Annotated in this window: 18 protein-coding genes and 2 pseudogenes; 8 read left to right on the top strand and 12 right to left on the bottom strand. The window is 65.1% G+C overall.

Features of this window, described 5'->3' with window-relative positions:
- From DIE23_RS37855 to DIE23_RS37845, 3 genes and pseudogenes are all read left to right on the top strand, one after another.
- Nucleotides 1-495 (top strand): annotated as a pseudogene (locus DIE23_RS37855) (virulence factor); the annotation flags it as partial.
- Between the two features lie 67 nt (nt 496-562).
- Nucleotides 563-820: a PAAR domain-containing protein gene (locus DIE23_RS37850; RefSeq protein ID WP_124617865.1), complete on the top strand. Its 258-nt coding sequence runs from the start codon at nt 563-565 to the stop codon at nt 818-820.
- Nucleotides 821-838: 18 nt separating this feature from the next.
- Entirely contained in the window at nt 839-1,159 is a 321-nt protein-coding gene (locus DIE23_RS37845; protein ID WP_124617863.1) for a TrfB-related DNA-binding protein, read from the top strand.
- Nucleotides 1,160-1,333: 174 nt separating this feature from the next.
- Here DIE23_RS37845 and DIE23_RS40620 read toward each other — a convergent pair whose 3' ends face one another.
- Nucleotides 1,334-1,456, bottom strand: a complete 123-nt coding sequence (locus DIE23_RS40620; RefSeq protein ID WP_260436357.1) for a hypothetical protein — start codon at nt 1,454-1,456, stop codon at nt 1,334-1,336.
- Nucleotides 1,457-1,526: 70 nt separating this feature from the next.
- On the opposite strand from DIE23_RS40620, the gene DIE23_RS37840 reads away from it, so the two are divergent.
- Complete coding sequence (locus DIE23_RS37840) at nt 1,527-3,011, top strand: aminotransferase class V-fold PLP-dependent enzyme (RefSeq protein WP_124617861.1); 1,485 nt, start codon at nt 1,527-1,529, stop codon at nt 3,009-3,011.
- Nucleotides 3,012-3,119: 108 nt separating this feature from the next.
- On the opposite strand, the gene DIE23_RS37835 is transcribed toward DIE23_RS37840, so the two are convergent.
- Nucleotides 3,120-4,079: a LysR family transcriptional regulator gene (locus DIE23_RS37835; RefSeq protein WP_124617859.1), complete on the bottom strand. Its 960-nt coding sequence runs from the start codon at nt 4,077-4,079 to the stop codon at nt 3,120-3,122.
- Nucleotides 4,080-4,235: 156 nt separating this feature from the next.
- On the opposite strand from DIE23_RS37835, the gene DIE23_RS37830 reads away from it, so the two are divergent.
- Both DIE23_RS37830 and DIE23_RS37825 read left to right on the top strand, forming a co-directional pair.
- On the top strand, nt 4,236-4,790 hold the full coding sequence (locus tag DIE23_RS37830; protein WP_124617857.1) for a flavodoxin family protein: 555 nt from the start codon (nt 4,236-4,238) through the stop codon (nt 4,788-4,790).
- A gap of 73 nt (nt 4,791-4,863) precedes the next feature.
- Nucleotides 4,864-5,163 (top strand): superoxide dismutase, encoded by a 300-nt coding sequence (locus DIE23_RS37825; RefSeq protein ID WP_124617855.1) that lies wholly within the window; start codon nt 4,864-4,866, stop codon nt 5,161-5,163.
- A 153-nt stretch (nt 5,164-5,316) separates the two neighbouring features.
- On the opposite strand, the gene DIE23_RS37820 is transcribed toward DIE23_RS37825, so the two are convergent.
- The 9 genes from DIE23_RS37820 to DIE23_RS37780 form a co-directional block, all read right to left on the bottom strand.
- On the bottom strand, nt 5,317-6,219 hold the full coding sequence (locus DIE23_RS37820) for a choline ABC transporter substrate-binding protein (protein ID WP_260436358.1): 903 nt from the start codon (nt 6,217-6,219) through the stop codon (nt 5,317-5,319).
- Between the two features lie 96 nt (nt 6,220-6,315).
- Nucleotides 6,316-7,281: a GlxA family transcriptional regulator gene (locus DIE23_RS37815; protein WP_124617851.1), complete on the bottom strand. Its 966-nt coding sequence runs from the start codon at nt 7,279-7,281 to the stop codon at nt 6,316-6,318.
- A gap of 81 nt (nt 7,282-7,362) precedes the next feature.
- The gene (locus DIE23_RS37810; RefSeq protein WP_124617849.1) at nt 7,363-8,268 is read right to left on the bottom strand and encodes a LysR substrate-binding domain-containing protein; all 906 of its coding nucleotides are present in this window, start codon (nt 8,266-8,268) and stop codon (nt 7,363-7,365) included.
- Nucleotides 8,269-8,406: 138 nt separating this feature from the next.
- The gene (locus DIE23_RS37805) at nt 8,407-8,886 is read right to left on the bottom strand and encodes a thioesterase family protein (protein WP_124617848.1); all 480 of its coding nucleotides are present in this window, start codon (nt 8,884-8,886) and stop codon (nt 8,407-8,409) included.
- A 67-nt stretch (nt 8,887-8,953) separates the two neighbouring features.
- Nucleotides 8,954-9,955, bottom strand: a complete 1,002-nt coding sequence (locus DIE23_RS37800; protein WP_124617846.1) for a 3-hydroxyacyl-CoA dehydrogenase NAD-binding domain-containing protein — start codon at nt 9,953-9,955, stop codon at nt 8,954-8,956.
- Between the two features lie 67 nt (nt 9,956-10,022).
- Nucleotides 10,023-11,000, bottom strand: a complete 978-nt coding sequence (locus DIE23_RS37795) for a PDR/VanB family oxidoreductase (protein WP_124617844.1) — start codon at nt 10,998-11,000, stop codon at nt 10,023-10,025.
- 48 nt (nt 11,001-11,048) lie between these two features.
- On the bottom strand, nt 11,049-12,476 hold the full coding sequence (locus tag DIE23_RS37790; protein WP_124617842.1) for a gamma-aminobutyraldehyde dehydrogenase: 1,428 nt from the start codon (nt 12,474-12,476) through the stop codon (nt 11,049-11,051).
- A 43-nt stretch (nt 12,477-12,519) separates the two neighbouring features.
- Nucleotides 12,520-13,449 (bottom strand): 3-keto-5-aminohexanoate cleavage protein, encoded by a 930-nt coding sequence (locus DIE23_RS37785; protein WP_124617841.1) that lies wholly within the window; start codon nt 13,447-13,449, stop codon nt 12,520-12,522.
- Nucleotides 13,450-13,498: 49 nt separating this feature from the next.
- Nucleotides 13,499-14,641, bottom strand: a complete 1,143-nt coding sequence (locus tag DIE23_RS37780) for an SRPBCC family protein (protein ID WP_124617839.1) — start codon at nt 14,639-14,641, stop codon at nt 13,499-13,501.
- 344 nt (nt 14,642-14,985) lie between these two features.
- On the opposite strand from DIE23_RS37780, the gene DIE23_RS39830 reads away from it, so the two are divergent.
- Both DIE23_RS39830 and DIE23_RS37775 read left to right on the top strand, forming a co-directional pair.
- Nucleotides 14,986-15,123: a hypothetical protein gene (locus DIE23_RS39830; RefSeq protein WP_185646613.1), complete on the top strand. Its 138-nt coding sequence runs from the start codon at nt 14,986-14,988 to the stop codon at nt 15,121-15,123.
- A 390-nt stretch (nt 15,124-15,513) separates the two neighbouring features.
- Nucleotides 15,514-17,046: an amino acid permease gene (locus tag DIE23_RS37775; protein ID WP_124617837.1), complete on the top strand. Its 1,533-nt coding sequence runs from the start codon at nt 15,514-15,516 to the stop codon at nt 17,044-17,046.
- A 126-nt stretch (nt 17,047-17,172) separates the two neighbouring features.
- On the opposite strand, the pseudogene glyA reads toward DIE23_RS37775, so the two are convergent.
- Nucleotides 17,173-17,400, bottom strand: a pseudogene (gene glyA / locus DIE23_RS37770) (serine hydroxymethyltransferase); the annotation flags it as partial.

Raw genomic sequence — 17,400 nt, 5'->3', positions numbered from 1 at the left:
GCGTTTTCACCGAAGGTCGGCACGACGCGTGCCGTGCAGGCGTGGAAGGCAACGATCGACCAAGCGGCAAGCAACGCTGGCGTCGCGGTCACTGACCTCAACTACATCGTCCACGATGCGGGTAAAGGCAGCGATGCAGCGTCATCGCGCCTTGTCGTGCTCGCACGGACCCTGACTGAAACCCTCCCGGAATACGACCACCCGAATCAGACATTCAACACGGCCGCGCTGCTCGGCGACATGGGAACCGGCAGCGCATTGACCGACGTGGCACTCGCGATCGGCCGAATCAACCACTTCGGCGGCAACGCACTCGTCGCCGGCACGACTGACCCTGAACACCCTGTCGCGGTCGTCGTCATGCCGCCATCGAAGCTCACGCCGATCGATCCAACCAAGGACTGGTTCCGCGCACGCGGCGGCAACAACGCCTACCTGCCGTGGTGGGGACGCCGACACGACACCGATTACGGCATGCAGGGCTATTCGTGGTGACGCAAACCAGCGGTGCATCGCATGCAAAAACGCGACCACCGCACGAATCATTCAGAGGACGAGTCATATGCGAGGAATCATCCGGGTAGGCGACGGCCATACCCACGGCGGCCGGGTCGAGTCCGGAGCCGAAATCAGCAAGGTCATGGGGCGCGCGGTCGCGCGCTTCGGCGACGCTTGTTCGTGTCCGATCCACGGCGACTGCACGATTGCCGCAGGTGACGTGGCCTTCCACGTTGAAGGCCAGGCCGCCGCGTTCGACGGTCACGAGACTTCATGCGGCGCGAGGCTGATTGCTTCAGTTTCAAACTCCGGGCGAACCTGAATGCTGAAGACACGACGCATGACCACCGAACAGTTCCGACTGTTGCGGCTTCAAGATACCCGGATCAAGCCGTTGAACCAGTGGGCCCTGCACGAAATTTTCGTGAAGGGCCGCTCACAGCGCGAGTTGGCCGAGAAACTGGGCATGAACCGCTCGGCAATGTCGCAGCTCGTTCGCAAGGCGTGGCAGCGATATCTCGAACTACCGTGCAACGACACACGCCTCACCACGGTGACGATCACGATCCCGGCGAAATACGAGCGCGCGCTGCACGCGTGGGTGCAGGACGCACATCGTTTATCGAATCGGCCTGATCAAGGCGAGATCGCGACGTCATGACGGTCTTTGTGCCGCATGACGTTCCCGCTGGGTCCTGACGCAGGGAATAGCAGGCGCGTATGACGGCATGGAACGGCGCCTTGCGGAACGGACCAAGCACGCCGAAGCCGAGCGCGTTCCGCGCGATGTGCCCGCCGCGCAGCCCTGAATGCTGCGCTGGCGTTCCGGCCCCGGTCATGCGGGCATCCGTCCGACCGGACCACCGTCATGTCCGGCCAGATCAGATGAAAAATAAATTCCCCAATATCCATAAAAAATAAAAAACGATTCCACGCCAAGCCGAATCACCAGCCACATTTGGATCCTTTTTCCCCGCTCCCCCACGTATCATTTCTCCCATTCCGAAGAGAAAGAGCAAGAGAAGGACATGAGCGATACCCCCCAGCTGCACTACCTCGACTACGCAGCCACCACCCCTGCCGATCCCCTCGTGATCGAAGCGATGACGGCCTGCCTCGGTGCCGACGGCATCTTCGGCAATCCCGCGTCGAGTTCGCACGCCGCCGGCCGGCTGGCGAAGGAAAAAGTCGAGCACGCGCGCGCGCAGGTCGCCGCGCTGATCGGCGCGGATGCCGACGAGATCGTCTGGACGTCGGGCGCCACCGAATCGAACAACCTCGCGCTGAAGGGCTATGCGGAGACCGCGACCGACAAGCGCCACGTGATCACGAGCCGCATCGAACACAAGGCGATCCTCGACACGATGGCGAACCTGTCGAAGCACGGAATGACGGCCACTTACCTGACGCCCACCGCCGACGGCGAAATCACCGTGGACGCCGTGGCCGCGGCGATCGGCCCCGATACGGGCCTCGTGTCGCTGATGCTCGTCAACAACGAGCTCGGCACGCTGACCGACATCGGCGCGATCTCGCGCATCGTGCACGCGGCCGGCGCGCTGCTGCACGTCGACGCCGCGCAGGCGCTCGGCAAGACGCCGATCGACGTGCGTGCGCTCGGCATCGACCTGCTGTCGATGTCCGCGCACAAGGTGTATGGTCCGAAGGGCATCGGCGCGCTGTTCGTCCGCCGCGAGATCGCCGACCGCATCGCGCCGCAGATCCATGGCGGCGGACACGAGCGCGGCCTGCGCTCGGGCACGCTCGCGACGCATCAGATCGTCGGGATGGGCACCGCGTGCGAACTGGCCGCGGAAAAACTCGAGCGCGAAGCCGTGCGGATCGCCGCACTCAGCGCACGCCTGAAGGACGCGCTGCTCGCGCTCGGCGACATCACGCACAACGCGGCGGCGGCACGCCGCATCCCGCACACATTGAGCCTCACGGTGAACGCGGCGGGCTTCTTCCCGTTCATGCTCGGCGATTCGCTCGCCGTGTCCTCGACCTCCGCATGCAACTCGACCAGCGGCGCGCCGTCCCACGTGCTGACCGCGATCGGCCTCGACGCGGAAGCCGCGGGCCGCACGGTGCGCATCAGCTTCGGCCGCTTCACGACCGAGCAGGACGTCGATTTCGCGATCGCGTGTTTCGCGCGCGCGCTCGAGCAATGCCGGGCCGCGGCGGCGACCGGCTTCACCGCGTCGCGGCAGATCACGCCGGCGGACCTGAAGGCGATCCGCAATGCAGGCTTTCGCGCGGTGATCTGCAACCGGCCGGACGGCGAAGACGCCGATCAACCGGCATTCGACGAGATCGCTGCCGCCGCGCGCGAGCTCGGCCTCGACGCACGCTATCTGCCGGTCGAACGCGACCGGATCGGCGACGCGGAAGTCGACGCGTTCGGCGCGCTGGTCGATGCGCTGCCGAAACCGGTACTCGCCTATTGCCGAAGCGGGAGCCGTGCCGGGATGCTGTGGAATCGGCTGACGGCACGGCGCACCGCGACGGCCTGAACACAACACGCACGTAACGAAGCACCACCCGCGTTCGCGCACGTAGTCGACGTTTCGACACGGAGCCGCGCGGGTGGCGACACCCTCAAGCGAAACCCGCCCCAGTCGTCACGCGCAGTACGCATCCAGCGCCTTCAGCGACACATGCAGACGCTCGTCCGCGGCAAACGCGTCGAGCAGGTAATCGACCGTCGCCTGCACGCGTGGCGCCTTCAATGCGCGATGCGGATACTGCATCACCATCTCGTAGTTGCCCGGCAAGTGGTGGCGCCGCAGCACCACCTTCAGCGCGCCGGCACGCAAATGCGGCCACGCGAGATGTACGCCGACTTGGGCGATGCCCAACCCGTCGCATGCCGCCTGAAGGACTGCCTCCGGCGCCGAGAACGTCAGCGGCGCCGACTCGCCGGGATCCAGCGTGATGATACTGTCGCCGCGCGCCCTGAAGCTCCACGTCGCGAATGCTCCGCCGCCAAGAAACCGGCGCCCGATCAGCCGATGCCCATCGAGCGCGCCGGGCGTGCGGGGCACGCCGTATTCGGCCAGATACCGCGGTGACGCGACCAGCACGGTGTTCATGCGGAAGATCGGGCGCGACACCAGCGCCGAGTCGTGAATGTTGCCGCCGCGTATGACGATGTCGTAGCCGTCGCGCACGACGTCGACGATCCGGTCGTCGAAATCCGCCTCCACGAGCAAGCCGGGATACCGCGACAACAATCCGGGCAGCACCGGCTGCAACTGCTCGCGCCCGAATGCCGAGCTGGTCGAGACGCGCACGCGCCCTTGCGGGCCGAGGCGCTGCGCGACGATGCTGTCGACGGCCGTATCGAGCGCGTCCAGCGCGATACGCGCCTGCCGAAGAAACGCGCTGCCCTCGTCGGTGAGCTTCAGCGTGCGCGTCGTGCGGTTCATCAGCCGCACGCCCAGCGCTTTCTCGAGGCCGGCGACGTTCTTGCTGACGGCCGCGGACGTGATGCCCAGCATGCGGCCCGCCGCCGCGAAACTGCCGCCATCGGCCGCGTGAACGAACGACAGAATGGCGCGCGTGCGTTGTGACAAATCCAAGGCATCCTCCATCGGTTAACACGTCGAACGGTACGTCGTCCCGCTGCACCGATTATCAACCTCGAGTTGAAGGCGACTCAACCCGGACACAACTTCCGGTTGCGACCCGCGCTGCCGACAATGCGTCATCGTTCAACGGATTGCAAAGGACATCGCATGCTGGCAACCATCGTTTTCGACAGTGGCTACGGTCACACTGAAAGGCAGGCGCAAGCCGTCGCGGAAGGCGTTCGCCGGGTACCGGGAGCCGAAGTCCGCCTCGTCGCGGTCGCCGACGGCGAGATTCCGTGGGACACGCTCGCCGCCAGCGACGCGATCATCTTCGGATCGCCCACGTACAACGGCTCGATCAGCTCGCGACTCAAGAAATTCATGGAGGACTCGACGCGGCCTGCGTGGATTCCGCAGACGTGGCGCAACAAGATCGCGGCCGGATTCACGAACTCTGGCGCACAGCATGGCGACAAGCTCAACTCGTTGATGACGATGACGTTGTTCGCGGCGCAGCACGGGATGATCTGGGTCGGGCTCGACCTGTTCGCCGGCACCGCGGCAAACGAACGCAACCGGATCGGCGGCTGGCTCGGCGCGATGGCGCAGTCCGACGACGTGTCGCCGGAACAGTCGCCGATCGCCAGCGACCTCGAAACCGCCGCGCATCTGGGGCAGCGCGTCGCCGAGCTGGCAACACGGTTCAAGGCGGGTGCGTAACGCACGCAATCGACGCAAGCACGCATCGGCATGCGGAGCGCCGGCTGGCTCCGCGCCGTAACAGGAGATCGACGTGAAACTGCTGTGCCTCGACGTACCGCTGCCCGGCGCCAGTCCGGCCGCGTATCAACCGCACATGCTCGACGAAGTGCGCTACGGATGGGAACTGGTGAAGCGCGGGGTCGTCCGCGACATCTATCTCCGGCAGGACCGCCCGGGCGTCGCGATCATTGCGGAATGCGAGTCGGTGGAAAGCGCCCGGGAGGCGCTGCGCGAATTTCCGCTGGTGACGGCCGGGCTCATCGACTGGGACATCATCCCGCTCGGGCCGTTTCTGGGGTGGGAAGCGCTGTTCGCATCGAGCGACGCGTAAGTGCTCCACCGCCACTTCGCATACTCCCGTTGCCGCGCCACCCGGTCTGACGTCGCGCCGCGTTAGCGTGCCGCGACGTCTCCGCGCACATTGGGAAGCACCGCATCGCCACGCCGCCCGCGACCGGCAGCTCGAAGGCCCGATGCGGCGTGGCTAGTGCGAAGCGAGATACGCCTTTACCGCAGGCCCTGCCGGCTTCCCGTCGAACGTCGTCACCCCGGCCAACCAGTTGTCCAGCATCGACGGATTCTTCTTCAGCCACTCGGCCGCGACCTTGTTCGGGTCCTGCTTGTCCATGATCGGGATCATCAGGTGATTCTCGATTTCGGTCGTGAACTTCAGGTTCGACGCGAACCTCGCGACGTTCGGGCACCGCGCTTCATAGTCCGGTGGCTCCACCGTATAGACCCGCGCCTCGCCGTAGTTCGGGCCGAATACGTCATCACCGCCCGACAGGTAGTTGATCTTGTACTGCGCATTCATCGGATGGGGCTCCCACGCGAGAAACACGATCCATTGCTTGTCCCGCACCGCCCGGTTCAGTTCGACGAGCATGCCGGCCTCGCTCGACTCGACCAGCTTGAACTTGCCGATTCCGTCCTTGTTCGACTTGATCATCTTGTCGATCAGCTGGTTGCCGTCGTTGCCCGGCTCGATGCCGTAGATCCGGTTCTGCAGCTTGTCCGCATACTTCGGCAGATCCGCGAAGGTCCGCAGCCCGGCCTGGTACACGTAGTCGGGCACGGCAAGCGTGAACTTGGCGCCGCGCAGGTTGGGATCGGGCAGCACCTTCACGGAGCCGCTCTTCACGAACGGTCCGATGATCGGGTCCATCGACGGCGACCAATACCCGAGGAAGATGTCGATCTGCTTGCTCTTGATCCCGGCGAACGTGATCGGCACCGACGCGATCGTCTTCGACGGCGAATAGCCGAGCGCGGACAGCACGGTCGATGCGATCCCGGTCGTCGCCGCGATGTCGCTCCAGCCAACGTCCGCCATTCGAACGTTCCGGCACGTCGCCGGCTCCGCGGCATACGAATGACCGCTCGTCATCGAGACGAGCAACGCCGCCGCCAATCCGGCCAAACTGATGCGTTTCATGGAATTACCCCTGGTTGTGTCGTTGAAATGACCGGAATCGGGTCGCCCTCAAGCAGCAGGCTCACCGGCTCGGCGTTCGTGGCTTGGCGCATGGCCAAAGAAGGATCGAAAGGCACGGCTGAAATGCGTCGTGCTCTGGAAGCCGCATTGCTTGGTGACGCTCGCGATCGGCAGGTTCGAATAGCGGATCAGCTTGCGCGCCTGCCGCAGGCGAATGCCGATGTAGTACTCGTAGGGCGTCGTGTTCAGCGAATCCCTGAATACCCGCTGCAGGTGGCGCATCGACACGCCCGCGAGCCGCGCCAGCTCGGGCATGGTCAGCGGCTCGTCGATGTTCGCCTCCATCAGCCGCACCGTCTCGACCAGCTCCTGACGCGAGAATCCGACGCGCGACGCGACCGGGATCGGCTGCGGATCGGACACTTCCCGCACGCAATCGACCGAGAACTGTTCGGAGATATTCCTGGCCATGGCCTTGCCCTGGTCGCGCGCGATCAGGTGCAGCATCATGTCGAGCGGCGCCGTGCCGCCGGTGCATGTAATGCGATCGCGATCCACCGCGAAGAGTTCGTCGACGAAGCGCACGGCTGGGAATTCGGCATGCAGTTCGGACAGCACCTCCCAGTGAACCGCGCAACGGTAGCCGTCGAGCAGGTTGCTCGCCATCAACGCGTAAGCGCCGGTGCACAGTCCGCCCAGCGCAACCCCGCGGGCCGCAAGTGCGCGAAGCAGCGTCGTCACCTGGCCGTTCACCGCGTCGCGTACGTCCCAGCCGCCGCACACGAACAGCACGTCCGGCAGCGCCTGAGCGACATCCAGTACGCAGGCCGGACCCGCCGCGATGCCGTTGCTGGCGAGGACCGTGCGCTCGTCCATCGAATGGACGGACCATCGATAGAGCTCGGCCTCGCGAAGCTGGTTCGCCATTCGAAGCACCTCGATCGCGCTCGTCAACGCGATCATCGAGTACTTCGATAATATGAGGAATCCGAATGTTCTGAATGACGGTTTCATTCGCTCGATCCTGTTCCAGCACGATGATTCGAGTAAGGGTGTCAGCACTCGGCGGGGTTCACCGGGCCGCCGGGCGCACGTTCAACTCTCGCACTGCTTGACGATCCAGTCGCAGAACACCCGCGCTTCCGGCGTCAGCATGCGATCGCTCGAATGCAGCAGATAAAAACCGCGTCCGGTACGCACCGAGGTCTCGATCGGCCGCACCAGCACGCCGGATGCCAGCATGTCGTCCGCGAGGTAGCGCCAGCCCATCGCAATGCCCTGCCCGCCCATCGCCGCCTGCAGGACGGCCGGATAGTTGTTGATGTACAGATCCTGCCGCTGCTCGGTCAGCACGATGTCGTTGTGCCCGAACCAGGTGGCCCAGTCCATCCAGTCCCAATGCCGCGTCTCCAGATGGATCAGCGTGGCGCCGAGCAAGTCCCGCGTATGCGCCGTCGCCCCCAGTCGCGCGAGATACGCGGGCGCGCAGACGGGAAAGATTTCTTCCTCGAGCAGGAAGCGCACGTTGCATGCCGGCCAGTAGCCGTCGCCGAACTGAATCGCGAGGTCCGCGCCCTTGCGGATCTGCTTCGTGTCCTCGTCGGACGCATCGACGTGAATCACGATCTCCGGATGCTCGGCACGGAATTTCGGCAGCCGCGGGATCAGCCAGTGGGACGCGAATGCGAGATCGGTCGACACGGTGACCGTCGACGATCCGGCCTGCACCCGCAGGTCGTACGCGGCCGCGGACAGCAGTTCGAACGCGGCGTTCACGGTGCGCTGAAACTTCCTGCCCGCGTCGGTGAGCGCGACGGCCTTGTGGGACCGCACGAACAACGCGCAGCCGAGCGTTTCCTCGAGCAGCCGGACCTGCCGGCTCACCGCGCTCTGCGTCACGCACAGCTCGTCGGCGGCACTCGTGAAACTCTCGTGCCGGGCCGCCGCCTCGAATGCGGCAAGGTACGACAGCGGCGGAAGATGCTTGGTGCGGTTGCTCATCTCGATTCCGGTGCTTCTGATTCAGGACTGACCTGACGCTGGCTGCGCCACGAAGTATCTCGCCGTTCGACGTTTCGGCGCGCTCCGCGGGATTCGGGGTGGTACGGCCACGCACATGGTTCACGTGATGCGATCGCTTCACCGATCGCGCCGCAGCGCGATACCCTGCCCAGCGGACGCCGGCCACGCCTCATCGCGCCGTGCCGCGTGAAGCGCGTCGATCGCTTCGAGCGTGGCGGCCCGGAACGCGCAACCGCGGCGCGCGGCCGTGTCCACATGCAGCAGCAGCGCTTCCATCGTAGCAAAGCGATGTGTCCGCGCTGGATCCTGCATGCTCAGGAAAACCCGCACCTTCTTGCTGTCGTACTCGAGCACGCGCGCCGTGACGACGAGCGGTTCGCCGGCCTTCAGTTCGTTCAGGTAATGCACGACGGTCTGCAGCGTATAGATCGACACGCGTTCGCGCGACCTGAACGCCGCATCGATGCCGAGACGGTCCATCAGCCCGTCGATCGAGTCGCTGAACACGCGCACGTAACAGGCGTCGTTCATGTGCCCGTTGTAGTCGATCCATTCGTCCAGCACCGTCCCTTCGTAGACGACGGGTTCTTCACTCATGCCGTTCCACCTTTCGCGATATCACGCGCCATGCCGGGCGCCCTGCGCCCGGCACCTTCCGGCCCGATCACCGGGCAGCGACTTTCCGGTTGCCGACCACATCGAGCGCGCGCGACGGATGCTCGGCCGCGTTGATCGCCCGACTCGCTTCGACGATCTTCCGGTCGCGCTCCGCGGCGAGTTCGTGAAAGCTCCGGTCATCCTCTTCAGCCCGGATGCCTTCGACCAGGACCCGGATCGTCTCCGCGTCGAGCTTCGGGCTGCCGAGGTCGTCCCACCAGCGGTGGAACGACGGCGCGAACCGCTCGCAGAACACGCCGAGGCCATGCCCGCCGCTGCCGAGGTTGAACAGCATGTGCGGGCCCATCACCGACCAGCGCAGGCCTGGGCCGGCGCGCACGGCCTTGTCGACGTCCCCGACGGTCGCAACGCCCTCCACCACGAGATGGATCGCTTCGCGCCACAGCGCCGCCTGCAACCGGTTCGCCACGTGCCCGGGCACTTCCTTGTTGACGCGGATCGTGGTCTTGCCGCACGCGGCATAAAAGTCTTCCGCCAGTTCCAGCACGCCGGGCTCGGTCCGGTCGTTGCCGAGCAGCTCGACGAGCGGGATCAGGTGCGGCGGATTGAACGGGTGGCCGAGGATGAAGCGCCCCGGATTCCGCCAGCCGTTCTGCATGTCCTTCACGAGCAGCCCCGATGCGCTGGAGCAGACGACCGCGCGCGGGTCGAGATGACGCTCGATCCGGCCGTACAGCTCATGCTTGATCTCGATTCGCTCGGGCACGCTTTCCTGCACGAACTGCGCGCGCGCGACGGCTTCCTCGGGCGTGCGCAGGAAGCGCACGCGCGCCGGATCGCCGCGTTCGGCCAGGCCGAGACGCTCGAGACTCGGCCACGCATGGCGGACATAGTCGCGCACGAACGCCTCGACTTCCGGCGACGGATCGTACACGTCGACTTCGAGTCCGGCCGCCAGAAACAGCGCCGCCCAGCTTGCGCCGATCGTGCCGGCCCCCAGCACGCCGACGACTTCGATGCCGTGCGGAATGTGATGCGTGTCGCTCATGTTTCTTCACCATCCAGAATGGAAATTCGGTTTGTCGGCTTCGTGCCGCCCGGGTATTCCCGGCCGGTCAAAGGTCCAGCACGAGCCGCGGCGATTTCGATCGCGAGCAGCAGACCGCGATCACGTCGTTCGCGCACTTCTCGTCGTCGGTCAGGATGTGATCGCGATGCTCCGGCACGCCGTCGACCACATCGGTCAGGCAGGCGCCGCAGACCCCTTGTTCGCACACCGTGTCGACGCGGAAGCCCGCGTGCTTCAACACCTGAAGAATGCTCTGGTCGGCCGGCACCTCGAGCTCGACGCCCGATCGATGCAGAACGACGCGAAACGGCGCGTTCTCCGCGCCTGCCGGCGCTGCGGCGGAAAACCGCTCGAAATGCACCGCGCCATGCGGCCAGTGCGATGCCGCCCGCTCGACGGCATTCATCAGGCCGCCGGGACCGCAGCAATAGACATGGCGTCCTGCCACCACGTCGGCCAGCAGCGCCTGCACGTCGAGGCCGTTGCGGGGATCGCCGCCGTCGAACCACAGGTGCACGCGATCGCGGAACGCCGCCGTGTCGCGCAACAGCTCGACGAACGCGGCGTCACACGCGTGACGCGCGCAGTAGTGCAATTCGAAAGGCTTGCCGTCCCGATACAGACGGTAGGCCATCGACAGGATCGGCGTGATCCCGATGCCGCCCGCGATCAGCAACGACGAGGTCGCCTCGGCCGCCATCGGAAAGTGGTTGTACGGCCCGCTGACCTGCAACCGGGCGCCGATCGCCACTTCGTCATGCAGGAATCGCGAGCCGCCGCGGCTCGCCGGATCCTTCAGCACGGCGATCCGGTAGCTGTCGCGCACGCCGGGCGCGTCGTACAGCGAGTACTGTCGCGTGATGCCGTTGCCCAGATGAACGGCCACATGCGCACCGGGTTCGTACACCGGCAGCGCGCCGTGGTCCTCGCGTGCCAGCTCATAGCTGCGGATGCCGTTCGCCTCGTCGGCGAGCGACCGTACGACCAGCGTCTCGCGGTCCAGTGTTCCGGTGTGATGTTGCATCGTGATTCCCTGTCGATGGTCGATGTCCGCGCTCGGGGCCCCGTTCGCCTACGCGTGCGAAATCTGCACGTGACGGACGGTGGTGTAGTTCTCGAGCGCGTAGACCGACATGTCGCTGCCATACCCGGACGCCTTCATGCCGCCGTGCGGCATCTCGGCTGTAGCGATGCCATGCGCGTTCACCCAGGTCATCCCGCAGCGCAAGCGCGCCGCGATCGTCATCGCGTTGCCGACGTCACGCGTCCAGATCGACGACGCCAGGCCGTACTTGCTGTCGTTCGCGAACCGGATCGCCTGCTCCGCGCCGCTGAACCGCGTAACGGAAATGACCGGGCCGAACACCTCGTTCTGAACGATTTCGTCGTCCTGCCGTGCATGCGCGACGATCGTGGGTGCGTAGAAGAATCCGGCACCGTCGATCTGCTGCCCGCCGGCCAGGATTTCCGTATGGCGCAGCTCGCGCGCACGCTCCACGAATCCGGCGATGTGCCGGCGGTGCCGCTCGGAAATCACCGGCCCCATCTCGGTCGCGGGATCGTTCGGGCCGCCGAGCCGGATCGACGACACGCGGCTGGCGAGATCCGCGACGAACCGGTCGTACACCGCATCCTCGACATAGAGCCGGCACGGCTGCGCACAGTCCTGCCCGGCATTGAAGAACGATCCGGCGCGAATCCCTTCGACGGCGGCAGCGAGATCGGCATCGTTGAATATGAGCACCGGCGCCTTGCCGCCCAACTCCATGTGCGTGTGCATCAGGTGCCGCGACGATGCCTCGAGAATCCGGCTTGCCGTCGCCGGGCCGCCGGTGAGCGACACGAGGTCGAGCCGCGGGTTGTCGATCAGCGCGTTGCCGGTCGTCGCGCCGCGCCCGACGACGACGTTGACGACCCCCTTCGGAAAAATACCCGCGGCCAGTTCCGCGACGCGCAACGTCGTCAATGGCGTGAGTTCGGATGGCTTGAGAATCACCGTGCAACCGGCGGCCAGTGCGGGCGCCAGCTTCCATGCGGCCATCATCAGCGGATAGTTCCATGGCGCGATCGATCCCACGACACCCACCGCGTCGCGGCGGATCATCGACGTGAATCCGCCGACATATTCGCCCGCGCTGGAACCCGACACGCAGCGCGCCGCGCCCGCCATGAAGCGAATGACGTCGACGGTGAGCGGCAACTCGTCGGCCTTCACGGAATGCAGCGGCTTGCCGCAGTTCAGTGCTTCGAGCGCGGCGAATTCGTCCGCGCGTGCTTCGATCGCGTCGGCCAGCGCCAGCAGGCAGGCCGCACGCGTGCCGGGCGGCGTCGCCGACCACCCGGGAAATGCGGCGGCCGCCGCCGCGACGGCCGCATCCACCTGCTCGCTCGTCGCCTCGGCGATGTGCGTGATGACTTCACCGGTCGCGGGGTTCACGACCGGAAGCGATTCGCCGTCGCCGGCGACGCGTTCGCCGTGGATCAGGTTCATGGTTTGCATGACTGCTCGACCTCGTGAAATTCCGCCGAAAACGTCGGCTCGATCAGAACCCGACCTGGTCCTTGCCCTTCAGGCCCAGGCGCGCGCGCGCCTCGGCCGGCGTCGCGACGGTGAAGCCGAGCTCCTCGACGATGCGCCGGATCTTGCGCACCTGGTCGGCGTTCGACACGGCCAGTTGCCCGCGATCGATGTACAGGTTGTCTTCGAGACCGACGCGCACGTTGCCGCCCATCACGGCCGACTGCGTCGCGAACTTCATCTGGTTGCGCCCGGCGGCCAGCACCGACCATTCGAAGCCGTCGCCGAACAGGCGCTGCGCGATGCTGTGCAGATGGCTCAGGTTGTCGGTGTCGGCGCCCATGCCGCCGAGGATGCCGAAGATCATCTGGATGAAGAACGGCGGCTTCAGCAGCCCCTTGTCGACGAAGTACGCAAGGTTGTACAGGTGGCCGAGGTCGTAGCATTCGAACTCGAAGCGCGTGCCATGCGTGTCGCCGAGTTCGCGCAGCGTGTACTCGATGTCCTTGAACGTGTTCTTGAACACGAAGTCGCGCGTCATGTCGAGGAACGCCGGCTCCCAGTCGTGCTTCCACGTGTCGTGCTTCTGCAGCATCGGGAAGATGCCGAAGTTCAGCGACCCGCAGTTGAGCGAGGCCATCTCCGGCTTCGCGACGAGCGCCGCCTCGAGGCGCTGCTCGAGCGTCATGCCGAGGCCGCCGCCCGTCGACACGTTGATGATCGCGTCGCTGTTCGCCTTGATCACCGGCAGGAACTTCATGAACACCTTCGGATCGGGCGTGGGTCGCCCGGTCTCGGGGTCGCGCGCATGCAGGTGGATGATCGACGCACCAGCTTCGGCGGCAGCGATCGATTCCGCCGCGATCTGCGCCGGCGTGATCGGCAGGTGCGGCGACATCGTCGGCGTATGGATGCCGCCGGTCACCGCGCAGGTGATGATGATGCTGTTCGACATGTCAGGTTCCTCGTGAATGCGGATGGTTCGATCTGCGGACGTGCATCAGTCACTTCAGCGCGGTCTGATACGCCTGCAGCACGAGGCCGTGAAAGTGATGCAGCGCGTGCTCGCTCATCCCCGAATGCTGCGGATCGTTCACGATCCGGCCGCTTTCGAATGCCGGCGTCGACATCCCGCGCTGCACGCTTTCGACGAGATCGATGTCTTCCTGCTGGAGCACGTCGCGAACGTAGTTGATCGCCTCGATTTCCTGCGGTGTGGGCTCGGCCGATTCGAAGTAGAAGTCGTAGGTCTCGATCGTGCGATCCGGCGCCACCGGAATGATGTTCAGCACCAGGAAATTCGCGCGCCCCGGATAGCGCAGCAGGCACGTGTTCGGCCAGACCCACCACACCGCATGGTCGTCGCACGTCGCGCCCTCGACGCTGTATGCGGTGTTCTCCGCATTGCCGCCCTTCGCCATGTGGCTCGAGTAGATGCCGTGCGTCGTGACCTTGTAGGTGTCGAACTGCAGCAGGCTGACGAAATCCTTGTGCGCGGTCGGGCAGTGATAGCACTCGAGGAAGTTGTCGACCACGTTCTTCCAGTTCGACTTGATGTCGAACTGCAGCCGGCGCGCAAAGGTCAGCTCGCCGACATCCGGCGCGAACCGGTCGATCTCCGCCTTCAGGTCGCCGCTTTGCGACGCGAGCGACGCGGCACGCGGGTCCATGTTGATGTAGACGAAGCCGCAGAATTCCTCGACCTGGACCTGCGACAGGCAGATCTCCTCCTTCCGGAAGTCGACCAGCGTCTCGGTCATCGGCGCCTGGCGCAGCCCGCCGTCGAGGTTGTAGCTCCATGCGTGATACGGGCACGTGATCACCCGTGCCTTGCCTTCGCCGCTCAGCAGGTGATGCGCGCGGTGCTTGCACACGTTGTAGAACGCGCGCAGTTGTCCGCTGCGATCGCGCACGATCGCGATGCTCCTGCCGGCGACATCGGCAACGAAGTACGAACCGGGCTCGCGAACCTTTTCGACGTGGCACACCCACTGCCAGCTACGATGGAAGACGGACGCCATTTCGGCATCGAAGTACTTCCGGTCCGTATAGCACTTCGCATTGAGGGTGGACGATGCCGCGACGTCGTGCATCTTGAAGCCGTGGCCGGCGAGGTCGATATCCGTTTGCGCAAGGCATTCGCTCATGACGCACTCCTGAAGGGTTGAACTGGACATTCAAGCGGGAGAAATCTGCTTCGATGCAAATCTACGCACCGGCACACCGCGTCGCAAACGAGGAAATAAAAGCCAAATGGGCCGAAAAAACTGGGGCAAGCCGATTCGGACTCGCGGCGCCCGGACCGCGTCCGAATCAGCCAGCTCGATGTCGCATTTCCCCGCATACCGCGCGATGCAACGCGCTAGCATCGGGCCATGCGTCGACAGCGCCGTCCGCGCGGCGCGATCGATTCTCGTCAACCCAGGAACGGGGCCGTGTCTGCCGCACGGTTCACGCACGGTGCTCGTGGGGCACCGATCGGGAGCAAGCCATGTTGGCCAAATGGAAAGCGATACTTCCGCGACTGCCTGAAATCGCCATCGGCATCGCATCGCTTCTGGCGAGACATCCGCTGGAGCGGTGGTTAGCGCAGGCGAACGAACGGCGCGACACGCCCCCCACCCGCTGATTCGCCATCGCCAGCGCCCGCATCGACGTCCCGCGATTCGCCATCCAATACAGAACGCCCCGCGCCGCACCGGCCGCGCGCGTCGTGCAGCCGCGTCAACCGACTACCTGCCTGTCCGGATCAGGGAGTCATCGAACAGGATTTCTTACAAAACTGCAAACCGCCATGCGATGCCCCCGAACGGTGCATGCATCCAGCGATTCGACCGCATTGCCGAAATCCGATAGCGCCGCGAGATTTGGCTTCATACCGTTCCCGTATCGGACCGGAACGCGACTGCCATCGATGCATGACATCGCGTGCCACCGACGAATTCCAGGGGCGGGCCGATCCTCCGGCCCGGGCAGCGATGACGGTCCTGCCATGCAGGACATTCGTGACGGAGCAAATATGGATGCGAAAACCCGGCCTGATTCAGGCACCGACAGTGACGTAAGCCTCCTCCACAAGATGGGATACGCGCAGGAGCTGTCGAGACGCATGAACGGCTTCTCGAACTTCGCCGTGTCGTTTTCGGTGATCTGCATTCTGTCGGGCGGCATCACGGCGTTTCAGCTGGCGTTTTCCGCGGCCGGCGGCGCATCGATCGGCCTCGGCTGGCCACTCGGCTCGCTGTTCGCGCTGATCGTCGCGGTGTCGATGTCGCAGATCGCGTCCGCGTTTCCGACCGCGGGCGGCCTCTATCACTGGGGCGCGATCCTCGGCGGGAAGAAATGGGGGTGGATGACGGCGTGGCTGAACCTGATCGGCCTGATCTTCGTGATCGCGGCGATCAACTTCGGTACCTACGATCCGTTCTTCAAGACGCTGATCGCCCCGATGTTCGGTGTCAGTCCGGACAGCCTGACGTGGTGGCACCAGACCGCGTTCATCGCGGTCATCACCATTTCGCAGGCAATCCTGAATGCACGCGGCATCCGGATCGCGAGCAAGATCACCGACCTGTCCGGCTATCTGATCTTCGTCGTGACGATCGCGCTGGTCGTGTCGCTGCTGGTCTACTCGCCGGTCACGTTCGACCTGCATCGGCTCGTCACCTTCACCAATTACACGGGCGTCGACGGCGGCGCCTGGCCGAAACAGACCACGTCGCTCGCGTTCCTGTCCGGCCTGCTGCTGGTGACCTACACGATCACGGGCTTCGATGCATCCGCGCACACGTCGGAAGAGACGCACGACGCGGCGAAGAACGTGCCGCGCGGCATCATCGGCTCGGTGTTCTGGTCCGCGGTGTTCGGCTACGTAATGGTGTGCGCGTTCGTGCTGGTCATGCCGGACCTGACCGCCGCGATGAAACAGGGCACCGGTTTCTTCGAAGCCATCCTCGCGCCGATTCCGAAGACCTTGCGCGTGTGCCTCGAGCTCGCGATGTTCTTCATCAACTACGTGTGCGGGCTCGCCGCGATCATGTCGACGTCGCGGATGATGTATGCATTCGCGCGCGACGGCGGGCTGCCGGCGTCGAAGCTGCTGCGCAGCGTGAATCACAACCATCGGACGCCCGGCCCCGCGATCTGGACGTGCGCGGTGCTCGCGATCGTCGTCACGCTGTACGGCGACGCGTTCTCGGTGCTGAGCGCGGGCAGCGCCGTGTTCCTGTTCATCTCGTATGCGATGCCGATCGGCTCCGGGATGCTGGCCGAAGGGCGCACGTGGACCGAAAAGGGCCCGTTCCAGCTGGGCATCTGGTCGAAGCCGTGCGCGTTCCTCGCGCTGGTGGGCGCCTGCGTGCTCGCGTACGTCGGCATCCAGCCGCCGAACGAGAAAGTGCTCTATGTACTCGTCTCGTTCGTGGTCGTGCTGATGGTCATCTGGTATGGCTTCGGTGTGCGCAAGTCCTTCGCCGGGCCGCCGGTGCTCAAGGACACGCGCAATGACGAGCGCATTCGCGAACTCGAGGCGAACGTCGATCCGACCGTGTGACGCGACACCGATTCGCACACGGCACAAAAAATCCGGCTCGCATTTTTTGCGAGCCGGATTTTTTTTACATCGCTTCGGACTGGACGAGGTTCAACCGCGTCGGCAGTTGAACCCGATTACCGCGTCTTAGCCGTAGACCGGGAAACGCTGGGTCAACTCCGCGACCAAACCGCGTACGCGTTCGATCGTCGCCGCATCTTCCGGCGCTTCCAGCACGTCGGCGATCAGGTTGCCGACCTTCTCCGCTTCCGCCGGGCCGAAGCCACGCGTGGTCATAGCCGGCGAACCCAGACGGATGCCGCTCGTCACGAACGGCTTTTCCGGGTCGTTCGGGATCGCGTTCTTGTTCACCGT

This window comes from Burkholderia sp. Bp9143 (assembly GCF_003853645.1).
Classification (GTDB): Bacteria; Pseudomonadota; Gammaproteobacteria; order Burkholderiales; family Burkholderiaceae; genus Burkholderia.
This window is presented reverse-complemented; position numbering and strand designations above follow the sequence as displayed.

Coding starts and splice junctions, on each gene's coding strand:
- DIE23_RS37850 (WP_124617865.1), top strand. CDS start 563: ATGCGAGGAATCATCCGGGTAGGCGACGGCCATACCCACGGCGGCCGG.
- DIE23_RS37845 (WP_124617863.1), top strand. CDS start 839: ATGACCACCGAACAGTTCCGACTGTTGCGGCTTCAAGATACCCGGATC.
- DIE23_RS40620 (WP_260436357.1), bottom strand. CDS start 1,456: ATGTGGCTGGTGATTCGGCTTGGCGTGGAATCGTTTTTTATTTTTTAT.
- DIE23_RS37840 (WP_124617861.1), top strand. CDS start 1,527: ATGAGCGATACCCCCCAGCTGCACTACCTCGACTACGCAGCCACCACC.
- DIE23_RS37830 (WP_124617857.1), top strand. CDS start 4,236: ATGCTGGCAACCATCGTTTTCGACAGTGGCTACGGTCACACTGAAAGG.
- DIE23_RS37820 (WP_260436358.1), bottom strand. CDS start 6,219: ATGACGAGCGGTCATTCGTATGCCGCGGAGCCGGCGACGTGCCGGAAC.
- DIE23_RS37815 (WP_124617851.1), bottom strand. CDS start 7,281: ATGAAACCGTCATTCAGAACATTCGGATTCCTCATATTATCGAAGTAC.
- DIE23_RS37810 (WP_124617849.1), bottom strand. CDS start 8,268: ATGAGCAACCGCACCAAGCATCTTCCGCCGCTGTCGTACCTTGCCGCA.
- DIE23_RS37805 (WP_124617848.1), bottom strand. CDS start 8,886: ATGAGTGAAGAACCCGTCGTCTACGAAGGGACGGTGCTGGACGAATGG.
- DIE23_RS37800 (WP_124617846.1), bottom strand. CDS start 9,955: ATGAGCGACACGCATCACATTCCGCACGGCATCGAAGTCGTCGGCGTG.
- DIE23_RS37795 (WP_124617844.1), bottom strand. CDS start 11,000: ATGCAACATCACACCGGAACACTGGACCGCGAGACGCTGGTCGTACGG.
- DIE23_RS37790 (WP_124617842.1), bottom strand. CDS start 12,476: ATGCAAACCATGAACCTGATCCACGGCGAACGCGTCGCCGGCGACGGC.
- DIE23_RS37785 (WP_124617841.1), bottom strand. CDS start 13,449: ATGTCGAACAGCATCATCATCACCTGCGCGGTGACCGGCGGCATCCAT.
- DIE23_RS37780 (WP_124617839.1), bottom strand. CDS start 14,641: ATGAGCGAATGCCTTGCGCAAACGGATATCGACCTCGCCGGCCACGGC.
- DIE23_RS39830 (WP_185646613.1), top strand. CDS start 14,986: ATGTTGGCCAAATGGAAAGCGATACTTCCGCGACTGCCTGAAATCGCC.
- DIE23_RS37775 (WP_124617837.1), top strand. CDS start 15,514: ATGGATGCGAAAACCCGGCCTGATTCAGGCACCGACAGTGACGTAAGC.